Genomic DNA, 13,408 nt, shown 5'->3' with positions numbered 1-13,408 from the left:
GCGTCTACAGTTGGACATAAGGGTCGACGCGGCTCTGGATCGCGCAAAGGTCTGGCCGGCGACTATAAGAAGAGGGGGTGGGTGTTTTGTCCTTCGGCAAACCCCGTGAGAAACGCAGGAAACAGCGGGCTTTGAGCAGTACGACCCGGACACTGGCAAATATTGCTGGCCGACGTACGGCACTTTTTGGCGCTCGGGCTAGTCTTAGCGTGGATCGCGGTGACGGACGTCACTTCACCTGTCTACGCTATCCTTGTGCGAGACTCACGCAGGAATCCAGCGCAATATGAATGTCCTGATCGTTGATGACGAACCACTGGCTCGCGAGCGCCTCAGCCGAATGGTGAGCGAGCTCGAGGGTTATACAGTTCTGGAGCCCGGCGCCACGAATGGCGAAGAGGCGTTGGCACTGATCGACAGCCACAAGCCGGATATCGTTCTGCTCGATATCCGCATGCCGGGTCTCGATGGCCTGCAGGTTGCTGCCCGTTTGTGCGAACGTGAAACGCCGCCGGCCGTGGTGTTTTGCACCAGCCCCGATGAATTTGCCGTGGAAGCCCTGCAGGCCAGCGCCGTGGGCTATGTGGTGAAACCCGTGCGAACCGAACATCTGCATGACGCCCTGAAACGGGCTGAACGTCCCAATCGGGCGCAACTCTCGGCCCTGACCCGTCCCGCTGCCGAAAGTGGCAACGGCCCGCGCAGCCATATCAGCGCCCGAACCCGCAAAGGCATCGAACTGATCCCGCTGGATCAGGTGGTCTACTTTATCGCCGACCACAAGTACGTGACCCTGCGCCACGAGGCCGGTGAAGTGTTGCTGGACGAGCCGCTCAAGGCCCTCGAAGACGAATTCGGCGAGCGCTTTGTGCGTATCCATCGCAACGCGCTGGTCGCCCGCGACCGCATCGAACGTCTGCAGCGTACGCCGCTGGGGCATTTCCAGCTGTTTCTCAAGGGTCTAAATGGTGACGCGCTGATCGTCAGTCGTCGGCACGTGGCCGGTGTGCGCAAGATGATGCAGGGCCTGTAACCCGGTCATTCCGGACGGCTCCAGCTCCTTTTTACCAGGCACTGCGGGCCAGGGAGGCCGCGCCGACTCTGATTCAAGTCAAAGTGGATTTGGCTGAGCTGTTATTATCCGCCGTATCTATTCAGTACGGATTGATCCATGTCCTCTCGCGAAATCCGCATCGCCACCCGTAAAAGTGCGCTTGCCCTCTGGCAGGCCGAATACGTCAAAGCCCGTCTTGAAGCGGCCCACCCGGGCCTGCTGGTGACGCTGGTGCCCATGGTCAGTCGCGGCGACAAACTGCTCGATTCGCCACTGTCGAAAATCGGTGGCAAGGGCTTGTTCGTCAAGGAACTGGAAACTGCGCTGCTGGAAAACCAAGCAGACATCGCCGTCCACTCGATGAAAGATGTGCCGATGGACTTCCCGGAAGGCCTCGGCCTGTTCTGCATCTGCGAGCGTGAAGATCCGCGTGATGCCTTCGTTTCCAATACGTATGCCAGCCTGGAAGCATTGCCTGCCGGCAGCATTGTCGGCACGTCGAGTCTGCGTCGGCAGGCACAGTTGCTCACCCGTCGTCCGGATCTGCAGATCCGCTTTCTGCGCGGCAACGTCAACACTCGCCTGGCCAAACTCGATGCCGGTGAGTACGACGCGATCATCCTCGCCGCCGCCGGCCTGATCCGCCTCGGCTTCGAAGATCGCATCACTTCGGCGATCAGTGTTGATGACAGCCTGCCTGCCGGTGGCCAAGGTGCAGTCGGCATCGAATGCCGCAGCGCCGACACCGAAATCCACGCCTTGCTCGCACCGCTGCATCACGCCGACACCTCGTCGCGCGTCACCGCCGAGCGTGCCCTCAACAAACATTTGAATGGCGGCTGCCAAGTGCCGATCGCCTGCTATGCCGTGCTCGAAGGCGAGCAATTGTGGTTGCGTGGTCTGGTCGGTGAGCCAAGCGGCGGCAAGCTGCTCAGCGCCCAAGCGCGCGCGCCACGGGCCGATGCCGAAGCACTGGGTGTGAAGGTCGCCGAAGACCTGCTCAGCCAGGGCGCCGACGACATTCTCAAAGCGGTCTACGGCGAGGCAGGTCACGAGTGACCGGTTGGCGCCTGCTGCTGACGCGCCCCGCGGAAGACTGTGCGGCGCTGGCGCAGACGTTGGCCGGGCAGGGCGTTTTCAGTAGCTGTTTGCCGCTTCTGGACATTGTCCCGCTGCCAGTCTCTGAGAAAATTCGTCAGGCGATTACGCAGTTGCCAAGTTGCAGTGCAGTGATTGTCGTCAGCAAACCGGCGGCGCGTATTGCGCTGGATCTGCTCGAAGGTGCATCTGCGCTGACGATGCCGTGGTTCAGTGTCGGCGCGGCGACTGCGCAGATTTTGCTGGATCACGGTCTGGACGCGAACTTCCCGGCCGCCGGCGATGACAGCGAAGCCTTGCTGCAATTACCGCGTCTGCGTGAGGCGGTCAGCCAGCCCGGCGCGCAGGTGTTGATCTTGCGCGGGGAGGGTGGGCGTGAACTGCTCGCCGAGCGCTTGCGTGAGCTAGGTGCTAGTGTCGAGTATCTGGAATTGTATCGACGCGACCTGCCAGCCTATGCCCTGGATGAGCTGCCACGGCGGATCGAAGCGGAACGCTTGAACGGGCTGGTGGTCAGCAGTGGACAGGGTTTCGAGCACCTGCGCCAAATGGCCGGTGATACCTGGCCGGCCATCGCGCCGTTGCCGTTGTTTGTACCAAGCCCAAGGGTCGCCGAGCTGGCACGTGCCGCCGGGGCTCAAACAGTTGTGGATTGCCGCGGCGCGAGTGCCGCGGCTTTGCTGACGGCGTTGCGGGAGTATCCCGAACCCGTTTTCTAATGCAAAGGATGGATACGTGAGCGAAACAGCCTTGCCAAAAGATGACGTCCAGCCTGTGATTGAACCCCAGGTTGAAACTCCACCGCCGGCCACAGAGCCGCGCCGAGGCAATGGACTGGCCATCGTCGCTTTGTTGCTCGGTGCTGCCGGTGTTGCGATCGGCGGCTGGGGTGTCTGGCAGGTTCGTCACCTGCAGACCAACACTCAACAGCAGTCCGGTGAAGTGCAGGCATTGAACGATCAGGCGCAGAGCCTGAAGCTCAATGAACAGCGTCTGACCGAGCGCCTCGCGCAGCTGCCGGATGCCGACGAACTTGCCGAGCGCCAGCGTCTGGTGACCCAGCTTCAAGGTGATCAACAGCGCCTCAATCAACGTCTGGAAACGGTGCTGGGCGCTAGCCGCAAGGACTGGCGTCTGGCCGAGGCCGAGCATTTGCTGCGCCTGGCCAGCCTGCGTTTGTCGGCTTTACAGGACATCAGCAGCGCTCAGGCGCTGGTCCAGGGCGCTGACGAAATTCTCCGTGAGCAAAACGATCCAGGCTCTTTTGCCGCCCGCGAGCAAGTGGCGAAAACCCTGGTGGCGCTGCGCAGTACTTCGCAACCGGATCGCACCGGTCTGTTCCTGCGTCTCGGCGCGCTGCGTGATCAAGTCATCGACCTCACCGAGCTTGCGCCGGAGTACAAGGATCGTGGCGAATCGCTGCTGGGCCTGACCGCTGACGGTGACGGCGCCAGTCGTTGGGCGCAGTGGTGGGACCAGGTCTCGCGCTATATCCGTATCGATTTCAATGCCGACAAGAATGTGCGGCCGCTGCTGGCCGGGCAGAGCCTGAGTCAGGTGCGTCTGGCCCTGAGCCTTGCGCTTGAGCAGGCGCAGTGGGCAGCCCTCAACGGTCAGGCGCCGGTCTATACCCAGGCGCTGGCCGAAGCGCGCGATGTGCTCAAGGGCAATTTCAACCCGGACAATCCGCAAAGCAAAGTGATGCTCGAGCAGGTCGGTGAGTTGAGCAAGGAACCGGTCACGGTCACCACGCCGGATCTGGCCGGCACGCTGAGTGCGGTGCAAGCCTACCTTGAACGGCGCAACGTTAACGCCGAAGAGTCGGTGAAACCCTTCGCCAAGCCTGCCGCCAACACCGCGCAGGAGACCACGCCATGAAACGCCTGTATGTGATCGTGTTTCTGGTGATCGCGGCGACAGCGGCGCTGGGTCTGGCGATTGCCGAGCATTCCGGTTACGTGCTGGTGGCCTACAAAAGCTTCCGCTACGAGTCCAGCCTGTGGGCGACGCTGGCGGTCATCGCGGTGTTGTGGCTGCTGATCTGGGGGATCAAGGCGCTGGTCGAATTGGTCATGGCCTCCAGTGGCGTAGTCAACCCATGGTCGCGCCGCAACCGCAGTCGGCGCGTGCAGGTGGCGATCGAGCACGGTCAACTGGATCTGGCCGAAGGTCGCTGGGCCAGCGCTCAGCGTCACCTGTCTCGAGCGGCTGAAGCCGAGCGCCAGCCATTGCTGTACTACCTCGGTGCTGCCCGCGCAGCCAACGAGCAAGGTCTTTACGAAGAGTGCGATCGTTTGTTGGAGCGTGCGCTTGAGCGTCAGCCCCAGGCGGAGCTGGCCATCGCTTTGAGTCATGCGCAGTTGCAGACTGACCGTGGCGACACCGACGGTGCCTTGGTGACGCTGCAAGCGATGCACGATCGCCATCCACACAATGCGCAGACGTTGCGGCAGTTGCAGCGCTTGTATCAGCAGCGCGGCGAATGGTCGGCGGTGATTCGTTTGCTGCCGGAATTGCGCAAGGACAAAGTCCTGCCGCGCGCCGAACTGGCCGAACTCGAGCGCCGAGCCTGGGGTGAAAACCTCTCGCTGGCTGCGCAACGGGAAGAGGATGGCAGCGTGGGTTTGCAGTCGCTCACGCGCGCCTGGGAACAGCTCACTTCGGCGCAACGGCAGGAGCCGCCGCTGGTGTTGGCGTACGCCGAACAGTTGCGGCAGTTGGGCGCTCAGGTCGAAGCGGAGGAGGTGCTGCGCACTGCCCTCAAACGCAAGTACGACAGCCATCTGGCCCGTCTCTACGGGCTGGTGCGCGGCAGCGATCCGGCCCGCCAGTTGCAAACCGCCGAAGGCTGGCTGAAGGAGCATCCGAACGATCCGAGCCTGCTGTTGACCCTCGGCCGACTGTGTCTGCAAACCAGTCTGTGGGGCAAGGCACGGGATTACCTGGAAAGCAGTCTGCGTGTGCAGCGCAATCCCGAGGCCTGTGCGGAGCTGGCGCGCCTGCTCGCCCAGTTGGGCGATACCGAGCGCAGCAATCAGTTGTTCCAGGAAGGCCTTGGTCTGCTGGACGAGCGCCTGCTGGCCGCGCCGTTGCCGGTTCCGGCCCATGTCTGAAGTGGCGAGGGAGTTCGCTCCCTCGCTTACCTTTTGTGGCTGAATTTTCCACTTCGTTGAGCGCTTGAGGCAAATTCCTACAGCGGTCTACACCAATTCCTCTCGATCCTGTCGGGTTTTCCCTACACCTCTGGTGAACTGTCGGCAGGGCCTTGCCTTGAAAGGCTGACACGCTTTCCTCTACCGTAACCGTCTGTCTCTACTGTTACGGAAAAGCCATGTCGTTGGCCTGCTCACGCTCCTTGTTCTTCATGGCTTTCACTGCGGGGGCCTTTGCTCTGGGAGCTTCCTATTATCTTGAATATGCAGTCGGCCTGACGCCGTGCAGCCTGTGTCTGGTGCAGCGCCTGTTCCTCACGCTGCTGTGCGTAGTCAGTGGTCTGGCGGCGGTGCACGGTCCCAAACGTGTCGGTTTGTGGTTCTATTGGCTGTTGACCCTGGGCGCCAGCCTGGGTGGGACCACGGCGGCCTGGCGGCAGGTACTGATACAGAGCGATCCGATGCTGCACCTGCTCAATTGTTCGCCTGCTCCCGAGGCCTTGTTCAGTGGTCTGCCATGGATCTGTGCCCTGCAAACAATGTTTAGCGGCGGTACCGATTGTGCGGAAATATCCTGGACGCTGTTCGACCTGAGTATCCCGGAGTGGAGCCTGCTGTTCTTTGTCGCGGTATCGATTCTGGCGGTGTATCAATTGTTGCGGCTGGTATGGAGTGCTCTGCAACGCCCGCTCAGCGGCCAAGCGTCGCACCCGGTGCTGTTGCGGGATTAAACACTTGTATGAACTTTATCTCCTGCGTACCTTGAAGCCATAGGCGTGCGGGCATAATCTGGCCCGCACGTGTCATTGGATTTATGTTGCTCGATGACGCTCTGCCCGGCCGACCCCCAAGCCAGAATCAAAAGAGGGGCGCGGGTGTAGAGCAGCATGACCCACAAGGGAAGAGAGATCGCCATGCTCGAAAGTTGTCAGAATGCTCAGGAACGTTGGGGTGGGGTTCATCTGCTGATCGACCGCTGGTTGCAAGAGCGTGAAGATCTGATCGGTGCCTACGACAAGCTCGGCGCAGAGCCTGATTCGCTGTCCGAGAGCCGCAAGCCCTTGCAGGAGTTCTGCGGCGTGTTGGTCGATTACGTCTCGGCTGGGCACTTCGAAATCTACGAACAGCTGACTGGCGAAGCCAAGGCGTTCGGTGATACGCGTGGTCTTGAACTCGCCGAGACGATCTATCCGCGCATCGATGTCATCACCGAGAAGCTTCTAGCCTTCAACGACCTGTGCGATGAAGGTAAATGCGTTGCAGAGAAGTTCAAAGAGCTAGGTGGCCTGCTCCACGAACGCTTCGAACTTGAAGACTGCCTGATTGAAGTGCTGCACACAGCACACAAGGAAGAAGATCCGGTTCAGGCCTGATCCCGAACCCTGATCAAAAAAAACGGTGCGCCCGAAAGCGCACCGTTTTTTATTGCCCGATCAACTCGTCGCTCCACGCAATTCCACTTCAAACACCAGCGGTGTGAACGGCGCAATCAGGTCACCGGCACCGTCAGCGCCATAGGCCTGATCCGATGGAATCACCAGGCGCCATTTCGCGCCTACCGGCATGTTCTGCAACGCGGTGCGCCAGCCGGCAATCACGCTGTCGAGGTTGAACCATTGTGGCTGAGTGTTCTGATCGAACACGGTGCCATCCGGCAGCCGTCCGACATACAGCACCTGCACTTTTCCATCGGGGCCAGCCTTGCCGCCAGTGCCCGGTGTCAGCTCGGTGAGCAGGATGCCGTCAGCCAGTTCCTTAACACCCGGTTTGGCTTTTTCAGCGATGAGAAAGCGTTGCTCGTTTTCCATCGCCGCATCACTTGAAGGCTGTGCAGAGTGCTCGGCGTTTTGCGCTTCATGATCAGCCAGAATCTGCTCGATGCGTGCTTCGCTCAGCGCCAGCGGCTTGCCTTGGTAGGCTTGCTGCAAGCCATCGACCAGCGCCTGAATCTGCAGTTGCGGGACTTCCTGACGCAGTCGTTCACCGAGGCTGGCACCGAGGCTGTAGGCCAGATCGTGAGCATCGTTCGCGGTGTCTTTTTCGTCAGCGTGAACGGCCGAAAAAACCATGCAGAGGGATAAAAAAAGTAGCGCGACATGGGCACACTCCGTCCTGAGATGCGGTGGATTATGCCAGCGCGAACGTCTGCAACGGTGAACTGCTTTTGACTTCGCGCAGAACATTTTCGATTCGGTGCAACGCAACGCAATCGATACTGTCAAGATGCCCTAGCGGCGGTAACTGCAGAGGTCTAGTATGAGCCGCACTCACGTCAGCCAGGAGGTAAACCATGTCGGCCACCAAGAAGCCTGTAAATACTCCGTTGCACTTACTCCAACAACTCTCGGGCAGCCTGCTCGAGCATCTGGAAAACGCTTGCTCCCAAGCCTTGGCTGATGCTGAAAAACTGCTCGCCAAACTGGAAAAGCAACGCGGCAAGGCGCAAGAAAAACTGCACAAATCCCGCACCAAATTGCAGGACGCAGCCACTGCCGGTAAAGCCAAGGCACAGAACAAAGCCAAGGCCGCAGTGAAAGAACTGGAAGACCTGCTCGATGCCTTGAAGGATCGTCAGTCCGACACTCGCAGCTACATTCTGCAACTCAAGCGCGATGCCCAGGAAAGCCTGAAACTGGCCCAGGGTGTGGGTCGCGTTCAAGAAGCCGTGGGCAAAGTACTGTCCACCCGCGCCGCCAAACCGGCAGCGGCACCGGCGAAGAAAGCGGCTGCCAAACCGGCTGCAGCCAAGCCTGCAGCGAAAACCGCAGCGGCTAAACCTGCTGCAAAACCGGCGGCCAAACCTGCTGCCAAGGCACCGGTGAAAGCGGCGGCCAAGCCAGCTGCCAAAACCGCGGCCAAACCTGCGGCCAAACCTGCGGCGAAAAAACCGGCTGCCGCGAGCGCTGCCAAACCGGCGGCTAAAACCACTGCTGCAAAACCAGCTGTTGCCAAGCCAGCCGCTAGAACGGCCGCCGCCAAACCGGCTGCAAAACCAGCCGCGAGCAAAGCTGCTCCCGCGAAAGCTGCAGCTGCCAAACCGGCCGCTAAACCTGCGGCGAAAGCTGTGGCGAAACCAGCCGCAAAACCTGCTGCCAAAACCGCCGCTGCCAAGCCAGCCGCCAAACCGGCTGCCGCTAAACCCGCTGTAAAAACCGCGGCAAAACCTGCCGCCAAGCCGGCGGCAAAACCAGCAGTGAAAGCCGCCGCCAAGCCAGCCGCCGCTGCTAAACCAGCGACCACTGCTGCCAAGCCTGCTGCTGCAAAACCGGCCACCAAACCAACTGCCAAACCGGCCGTGAAAAAGCCTGCCGCTGCCAAACCAGCTGCCGCCAAACCGGCTACCACTCCAGCTGCCAAGCCTGCCGTGCCAGCCACTCCGGCCACGCCAGCCGCCGCTGCTCCAGCCGCCACCACTTCGACTCCTTCGACTGCGCCATCGCCAGCCGCTGCGTCGAGCGTCAGCAACAACCCGACCAGCGCTTCCTAAGTGCCGGTTGCCGCGACGCGCAGCACTTGCAGCGCGTCGCGGTTCGGGCTGGCCGCCATGCCGGCCAATCCTTCAAGCCAAGTCTTCGAGCCTGCATCGTTTAGCGGCCATTCCTGCGCCGCCCCTTCAAGCCGTGACAGCAACGCTCGCTCAGCCTCAAGCTCCAGTGATTTGATCTGCTCGCGCATGCCTTTCAGCACCGCATCATCAACGGCCCGTGCTTTCCATTGCATCCGCAGTGAGCGCAGCGGCTGTACCACCTCGGTATCCCAAGGCTCGGTCAGCGTCTGAAGCTGGCTTACACGTTGTTCATCACAGATCACCCCGCGTTGTTCGAGCCATAAACCGCACAGCAGCAGGCACACATTGGCGCCCGCCGTTTGCAGTCGCAGGCAGGCATCTTCCACGCCCGGGCGGGCGTAGGTGGCAAGGGAAAAGCTCCACAGGTCAGAGGACATCGTGCTACTCGCGCCAGTTGTGAGCGAAGCTGGTAGACTCCGCCGCCATTATGATCCGACTTCAGAACCTGACTTTACAGCGTGGCCCGCAACGTCTGCTAGAAGACGCCGAGCTGACCCTGCACGCCGGCCACAAAGCCGGCCTCATCGGTGCCAACGGCGCCGGCAAATCGAGCCTGTTCGCCTTGATTCGGGGCGAACTGCACCCCGACTCGGGTGATTGCTTCCTGCCGGCTGACTGGCGCATCGCCCACATGCGCCAGGAGATCGAGACCCTTGAGCGTCTTGCCGTCGACTATGTGCTCGATGGCGATTTGCGTCTACGCGAGGTGCAACGTGACCTCGCCGCCGCCGAAGCGGCGCACGACGGTGCCGCTCAGGCCCGCCTGCACTCGGAACTCGACAGCGCCGACGGCTACACCGCCGACGCGCGGGCGCGCAAATTGCTCGCCGGTCTCGGCTTCACCAACGAGCAGATGGATCGCCAGGTAGGAGATTTCTCCGGTGGCTGGCGGATGCGTCTGAATCTGGCGCAGGCATTGATGTGCCCGTCCGACCTGTTGTTGCTCGACGAACCGACCAACCACTTGGACCTCGATGCGATCATCTGGCTCGAAGAGTGGCTGAAAAGCTACCCGGGCACCTTGCTGCTGATCTCCCACGACCGTGATTTCCTCGATGAAGTCGTCGATCACGTGGCCCACGTCGATCAGCGCAAAATCACCCTGTATCGCGGCGGCTATACCGCGTTCGAACGCGCCCGTGCCGAGCGTCTGGCCCAGCAGCAACAGGCCTACGAGAAGCAGCAGGCGCAACGTGCGCACATGGAAAGCTACATCGCCCGTTTCAAGGCCCAGGCGACCAAGGCCCGTCAGGCACAGAGCCGGATCAAGGCACTGGAGCGGATGGAAGAGCTATCGGCGGCCCACGTCGATTCGCCATTCGACTTCGTCTTCCGCGAGTCGACCAAGATCTCCAGCCCGCTGATCGACCTGTCGGATGCGCGTCTTGGCTATGGCGACAAAACCATCCTGGAGAAGGTCAAGCTGCAACTGACCCCGGGCGCGCGGATCGGCCTGCTCGGCCCGAACGGCGCAGGTAAGTCGACGCTGATCAAAAACCTCGCCGGCGAACTGTCACCGCTGGGCGGGCGGCTGACCCGTGGCGAGAACACTGTGGTTGGCTACTTCGCCCAGCATCAGCTCGACTCGCTGGATTCCAAGGCCAGCCCGTTATTGCACTTGCAGCGTCTGGCGCCGACCGAGCGCGAGCAGACACTGCGTGACTTCCTCGGCGGTTTCGACTTCCGTGGTGCGCGAATTGATGAGCCGGTACTGAATTTCTCCGGTGGTGAAAAAGCGCGTCTGGCCCTGGCGTTGATCGCCTGGGAACGGCCGAACCTGTTGCTGCTCGACGAACCGACCAACCACCTCGACCTGGAAATGCGCCTGGCGCTGACCATGGCGCTGCAGGAATTCAGCGGCGCGGTGCTGGTGGTGTCTCACGATCGTCACTTGCTCAAGAGCACCACCGACAACTTCTACCTGGTCGCTGATGGCAAAGTCGAAGAGTTCGATGGCGACCTCGAAGACTACGCGCGCTGGCTGGTGGAGTACCGCCAGCGTAACGCGCCGGTCAGTAACACCCCGGTGAATCCGGACAAGACCGACAAAAAGGCCCAGCGTCAGGCTGCTGCTGCATTGCGTCAGCAACTGGCCCCGCACAAGCGTGAAGCCGACAAGCTCGAAGCCGAGCTGGGCAAGCTTCACGAGAAACTGGCCAAGGTCGACGCCAGCCTCGGCGACAGCGACATCTACGAGCCGGCACGCAAGAACGAATTGCGTGATCTGCTCGCTGAACAGGCCAAGCTGAAGGTTCGTGAAGGCGAGCTGGAAGAGGCGTGGATGGAAGCTCTCGAGGTATTGGAAAGCATGCAAGCGGAGCTGGAGGCGCTGTCCTGATGGAAGCGTTCAAGCTGCCGCTGCCGGCGGAGTGGGTCGAGCCGATCTGGTTCGCGGTGCAGATTCTGCTGATCCTGCTGGCCGGTTACCTCACTCAGCGCTTCGTCGCCAAAGGCCTGACCCGGTTGGGCGAGCGCTATCCGTTCCCGCCGCAATTGCTGATGCCACTGCGCGGTGTGTTGCGCTGGCTGATCATGGGCAGTGCGCTGATCTTTGTTCTGGAACGCCTCGGTGTCTCGGCCACGGTGCTGTGGACGGCGCTGTCAGGGTTCGTCGCCGTGGCGGCGGTGGCGTTCTTCGCGATGTGGAGTGTGCTGTCGAATCTGCTCTGCGCGATTCTGATTTTTACGGTTGGGCCGTTCCGGCTGGGCGATATCGTTGAGCTGGTGGACACCACGGACAAGCCTGGCGTCAAAGGCCGGGTGGTGGCGATCAATCTGCTTTACACCACGTTGATCGAGGCGGAAGAGCTTGGGACTGGCAGCGCGATGGTGCAGGTGCCGAACAGCTTGTTTTTCCAGCGCTCGGTGCGACGTTGGCGCGGGACGGATGTATTCCCTTCCAGCGGGTTCGAGAAGTAAGTCTTACAGCAAGATCAAAAGATCGTCCGATCGCGGCCCGAGCCTTCGGCAGCTCCTACAGGGGTCGCATTCCAAAGTAGGAGCTGCCGGAGGCTGCGATCTTTTGCTTTTAGGCCCAATCCGCATTAGCTTGAGCGTCTGTCACAATTCAGATGCGAGGTGTGCGATGGAGCTTCAAACATGGCTGGCATTTTTTGCCGCCTGCTGGGTGATCAGTCTGTCCCCGGGTGCTGGCGCCATTGCGTCGATGTCCAGCGGTCTGCAATACGGTTTCTGGCGCGGTTACTGGAACGCCCTCGGCCTGCAGATTGGCCTGGCGGTGCAGATCGCGATTGTCGGCGCCGGTGTTGGCGCGATCCTGACCGCTTCGGCCACCGCCTTCCACGCGATTAAATGGTTCGGTGTGGCTTATCTGGTGTACCTGGCCATCAAGCAATGGCGTGCGCTGCCCATGGACATGAGCGACGACGCGACGGTACGACCGATCGGCAAGCCGCTGGCGCTGGTGTTCCGCGGCTTTCTGGTGAACATCAGCAACCCCAAGGCTTTGGTGTTCATGCTCGCGGTCCTGCCGCAGTTCATCAACCCGCATGCGCCGTTGCTGATTCAGTATGTGGTAATTGGTGTGACGATGATCTTCGTCGACCTGATTGTCATGGCGGGCTACACCGGTCTGGCGTCGAAGGTGCTGCGTCTGTTGCGCACCCCGCAACAGCAGAAGCGCATGAACCGCACGTTTGCCGGGCTGTTCATCGGTGCGGCGGCGTTTATGGCCACGCTGCGTAAAGCGGCAGCATAAACCGCGCAGGCACAAAAAAAGGCGACCTGTGCGGGTCGCCTTTTTTGTGGCTGGGACGCAGAGCGGCCAAGGATCAGCGCAAGATCACCGGCGCAGTATCACGCGGCAAATTGTTGCGCTGCGGCGCCTCACGCGGCTGCTCGTAACCGCCGCCACCAAGCTGCATGCTCAGTTGCCCGGCCACGTCTTCACCCAGCGCCTTGGACACGTCGCGCACCACCCGTGGGCGGTTCAGCGAGATCTTGATGTCGCGGTGGTTCACCAGTTTGGTGTCCTGCGCTTCGCCCATCGCCGTGAAGGCCGAGGTGATCTCGAAGGTCTTGGTGTTGATCAGGCTGAAGTCCGCCACCAATGTCAGGCCCAGCACCGCCGAATAGCTGTCGGTATTCGCCAGCTCGTTGATGTCCTGAGTGAAGTCGATATCGGACACGGTACCGAACAGCACATAGTCGGCGCCTTTGAAGTTGCCGGCCTTGATGCGCTTGATCACGTCGTAGACGTCACCCTTGGACGACGCGGTGTACGGCGTGCCCTGCACCAGCTGGAACATACCGGTGCGCAAAATTTCACCCTTGATGTCGCCGGTGAATTTGCGCAACTCGCCTTGCTCGATGTAGCTGGTGCTCGCTTCGATCTCGTTGTAGCTCGACGAGCCGCTGGAGCTGTAGTAACCCTCGCGATGATTGCTCTGGGCCGAAACGATGTGGATGTATTGCTCCACACGTTCCTGGTAAGCCAGATCCGTCACCGCGACTTTCGGGGCCGCTTGCACGCTGAACGCGCAAGCCAGGGCCATCATGCCAATCCATGCGCGCATC

General features: G+C 61.1%; 14 protein-coding genes and 1 pseudogene. 12 read left to right on the top strand and 3 right to left on the bottom strand.

Annotation, left to right across the window (positions count from 1 at the left end; genetic code table 11):
• Positions 1–149: 149 nt before the first annotated feature.
• The 8 genes and pseudogenes from AB4O11_RS07365 to rsd form a co-directional block, all read left to right on the top strand.
• A pseudogene (locus AB4O11_RS07365) lies at positions 150–290 on the top strand (sensor histidine kinase); the annotation flags it as partial.
• Entirely contained in the window at positions 287–1,033 is a 747-nt protein-coding gene (locus tag AB4O11_RS07360) for a LytR/AlgR family response regulator transcription factor (RefSeq protein ID WP_093429721.1), read from the top strand. The pseudogene AB4O11_RS07365 and the gene AB4O11_RS07360, both read left to right, overlap by 4 nt.
• 138 nt (positions 1,034–1,171) lie before the next feature.
• Positions 1,172–2,113, top strand: a complete 942-nt coding sequence (hemC, locus tag AB4O11_RS07355; RefSeq protein ID WP_093429722.1) for a hydroxymethylbilane synthase — start codon at positions 1,172–1,174, stop codon at positions 2,111–2,113.
• A complete protein-coding gene (locus tag AB4O11_RS07350) occupies positions 2,110–2,871 on the top strand; it encodes a uroporphyrinogen-III synthase (protein WP_093429723.1) in 762 nt (253 codons plus the stop codon). Before hemC ends, AB4O11_RS07350 begins: the two co-directional genes overlap by 4 nt.
• A 16-nt stretch (positions 2,872–2,887) precedes the next feature.
• Positions 2,888–4,030: a uroporphyrinogen-III C-methyltransferase gene (locus tag AB4O11_RS07345; RefSeq protein WP_320336161.1), complete on the top strand. Its 1,143-nt coding sequence runs from the start codon at positions 2,888–2,890 to the stop codon at positions 4,028–4,030.
• Complete coding sequence (locus AB4O11_RS07340) at positions 4,027–5,265, top strand: heme biosynthesis protein HemY (RefSeq protein ID WP_095049359.1); 1,239 nt, start codon at positions 4,027–4,029, stop codon at positions 5,263–5,265. The genes AB4O11_RS07345 and AB4O11_RS07340 overlap by 4 nt, the downstream gene beginning before the upstream one ends.
• A 218-nt stretch (positions 5,266–5,483) precedes the next feature.
• Complete coding sequence (locus AB4O11_RS07335) at positions 5,484–6,035, top strand: disulfide bond formation protein B (RefSeq protein ID WP_093429726.1); 552 nt, start codon at positions 5,484–5,486, stop codon at positions 6,033–6,035.
• A 183-nt stretch (positions 6,036–6,218) separates the two neighbouring features.
• Positions 6,219–6,677, top strand: a complete 459-nt coding sequence (gene rsd / locus AB4O11_RS07330; protein WP_320336163.1) for a sigma D regulator — start codon at positions 6,219–6,221, stop codon at positions 6,675–6,677.
• 60 nt (positions 6,678–6,737) lie between these two features.
• Here rsd and AB4O11_RS07325 read toward each other — a convergent pair whose 3' ends face one another.
• A complete protein-coding gene (locus tag AB4O11_RS07325; protein WP_460130392.1) occupies positions 6,738–7,373 on the bottom strand; it encodes an FKBP-type peptidyl-prolyl cis-trans isomerase in 636 nt (211 codons plus the stop codon).
• 221 nt (positions 7,374–7,594) lie between these two features.
• On the opposite strand from AB4O11_RS07325, the gene AB4O11_RS07320 reads away from it, so the two are divergent.
• A complete protein-coding gene (locus AB4O11_RS07320) occupies positions 7,595–8,791 on the top strand; it encodes an AlgP family protein (protein WP_460130391.1) in 1,197 nt (398 codons plus the stop codon).
• On the opposite strand, the gene AB4O11_RS07315 is transcribed toward AB4O11_RS07320, so the two are convergent.
• A complete protein-coding gene (locus AB4O11_RS07315) occupies positions 8,788–9,249 on the bottom strand; it encodes a TIGR02444 family protein (protein ID WP_257356588.1) in 462 nt (153 codons plus the stop codon). The genes AB4O11_RS07320 and AB4O11_RS07315 overlap by 4 nt on opposite strands.
• Before the next feature lie 50 nt (positions 9,250–9,299).
• Here AB4O11_RS07315 and AB4O11_RS07310 point away from each other — a divergent pair, with 50 nt between their 5' ends.
• The 3 genes from AB4O11_RS07310 to AB4O11_RS07300 all read left to right on the top strand — a co-directional run bounded on the left by AB4O11_RS07310 (position 9,300) and on the right by AB4O11_RS07300 (position 12,590).
• Complete coding sequence (locus tag AB4O11_RS07310; protein ID WP_186620123.1) at positions 9,300–11,210, top strand: ATP-binding cassette domain-containing protein; 1,911 nt, start codon at positions 9,300–9,302, stop codon at positions 11,208–11,210.
• Positions 11,210–11,791 carry a mechanosensitive ion channel family protein gene (locus AB4O11_RS07305; RefSeq protein WP_093429732.1) on the top strand — a complete coding sequence of 194 codons (582 nt, stop codon included), beginning with the start codon at positions 11,210–11,212 and terminating at the stop codon, positions 11,789–11,791. The genes AB4O11_RS07310 and AB4O11_RS07305 overlap by 1 nt, the downstream gene beginning before the upstream one ends.
• Before the next feature lie 166 nt (positions 11,792–11,957).
• On the top strand, positions 11,958–12,590 hold the full coding sequence (locus AB4O11_RS07300) for a LysE family transporter (RefSeq protein ID WP_093429733.1): 633 nt from the start codon (positions 11,958–11,960) through the stop codon (positions 12,588–12,590).
• A gap of 73 nt (positions 12,591–12,663) precedes the next feature.
• Here the strand turns inward: AB4O11_RS07300 and AB4O11_RS07295 are convergent, their stop codons facing one another.
• Entirely contained in the window at positions 12,664–13,407 is a 744-nt protein-coding gene (locus tag AB4O11_RS07295; RefSeq protein ID WP_093429734.1) for a penicillin-binding protein activator LpoB, read from the bottom strand.
• Position 13,408 lies beyond the last annotated feature (1 nt).

The sequence above is a fragment of the Pseudomonas sp. H1_D05 genome (assembly GCF_054682705.1).
Note: the sequence above shows the minus strand (reverse complement) of the source record. Positions and strands in the feature narration are given on the sequence as shown.

Bases quoted from the DNA above. Each gene is read 5' to 3' on its own strand.
- AB4O11_RS07360 (WP_093429721.1), top strand. From the start codon at position 287: ATGAATGTCCTGATCGTTGATGACGAACCACTGGCTCGCGAGCGCCTC.
- hemC (WP_093429722.1), top strand. From the start codon at position 1,172: ATGTCCTCTCGCGAAATCCGCATCGCCACCCGTAAAAGTGCGCTTGCC.
- AB4O11_RS07340 (WP_095049359.1), top strand. From the start codon at position 4,027: ATGAAACGCCTGTATGTGATCGTGTTTCTGGTGATCGCGGCGACAGCG.
- AB4O11_RS07335 (WP_093429726.1), top strand. From the start codon at position 5,484: ATGTCGTTGGCCTGCTCACGCTCCTTGTTCTTCATGGCTTTCACTGCG.
- rsd (WP_320336163.1), top strand. From the start codon at position 6,219: ATGCTCGAAAGTTGTCAGAATGCTCAGGAACGTTGGGGTGGGGTTCAT.
- AB4O11_RS07325 (WP_460130392.1), bottom strand. From the start codon at position 7,373: ATGGTTTTTTCGGCCGTTCACGCTGACGAAAAAGACACCGCGAACGAT.
- AB4O11_RS07320 (WP_460130391.1), top strand. From the start codon at position 7,595: ATGTCGGCCACCAAGAAGCCTGTAAATACTCCGTTGCACTTACTCCAA.
- AB4O11_RS07315 (WP_257356588.1), bottom strand. From the start codon at position 9,249: ATGTCCTCTGACCTGTGGAGCTTTTCCCTTGCCACCTACGCCCGCCCG.
- AB4O11_RS07310 (WP_186620123.1), top strand. From the start codon at position 9,300: ATGATCCGACTTCAGAACCTGACTTTACAGCGTGGCCCGCAACGTCTG.
- AB4O11_RS07305 (WP_093429732.1), top strand. From the start codon at position 11,210: ATGGAAGCGTTCAAGCTGCCGCTGCCGGCGGAGTGGGTCGAGCCGATC.
- AB4O11_RS07300 (WP_093429733.1), top strand. From the start codon at position 11,958: ATGGAGCTTCAAACATGGCTGGCATTTTTTGCCGCCTGCTGGGTGATC.
- AB4O11_RS07295 (WP_093429734.1), bottom strand. From the start codon at position 13,407: ATGCGCGCATGGATTGGCATGATGGCCCTGGCTTGCGCGTTCAGCGTG.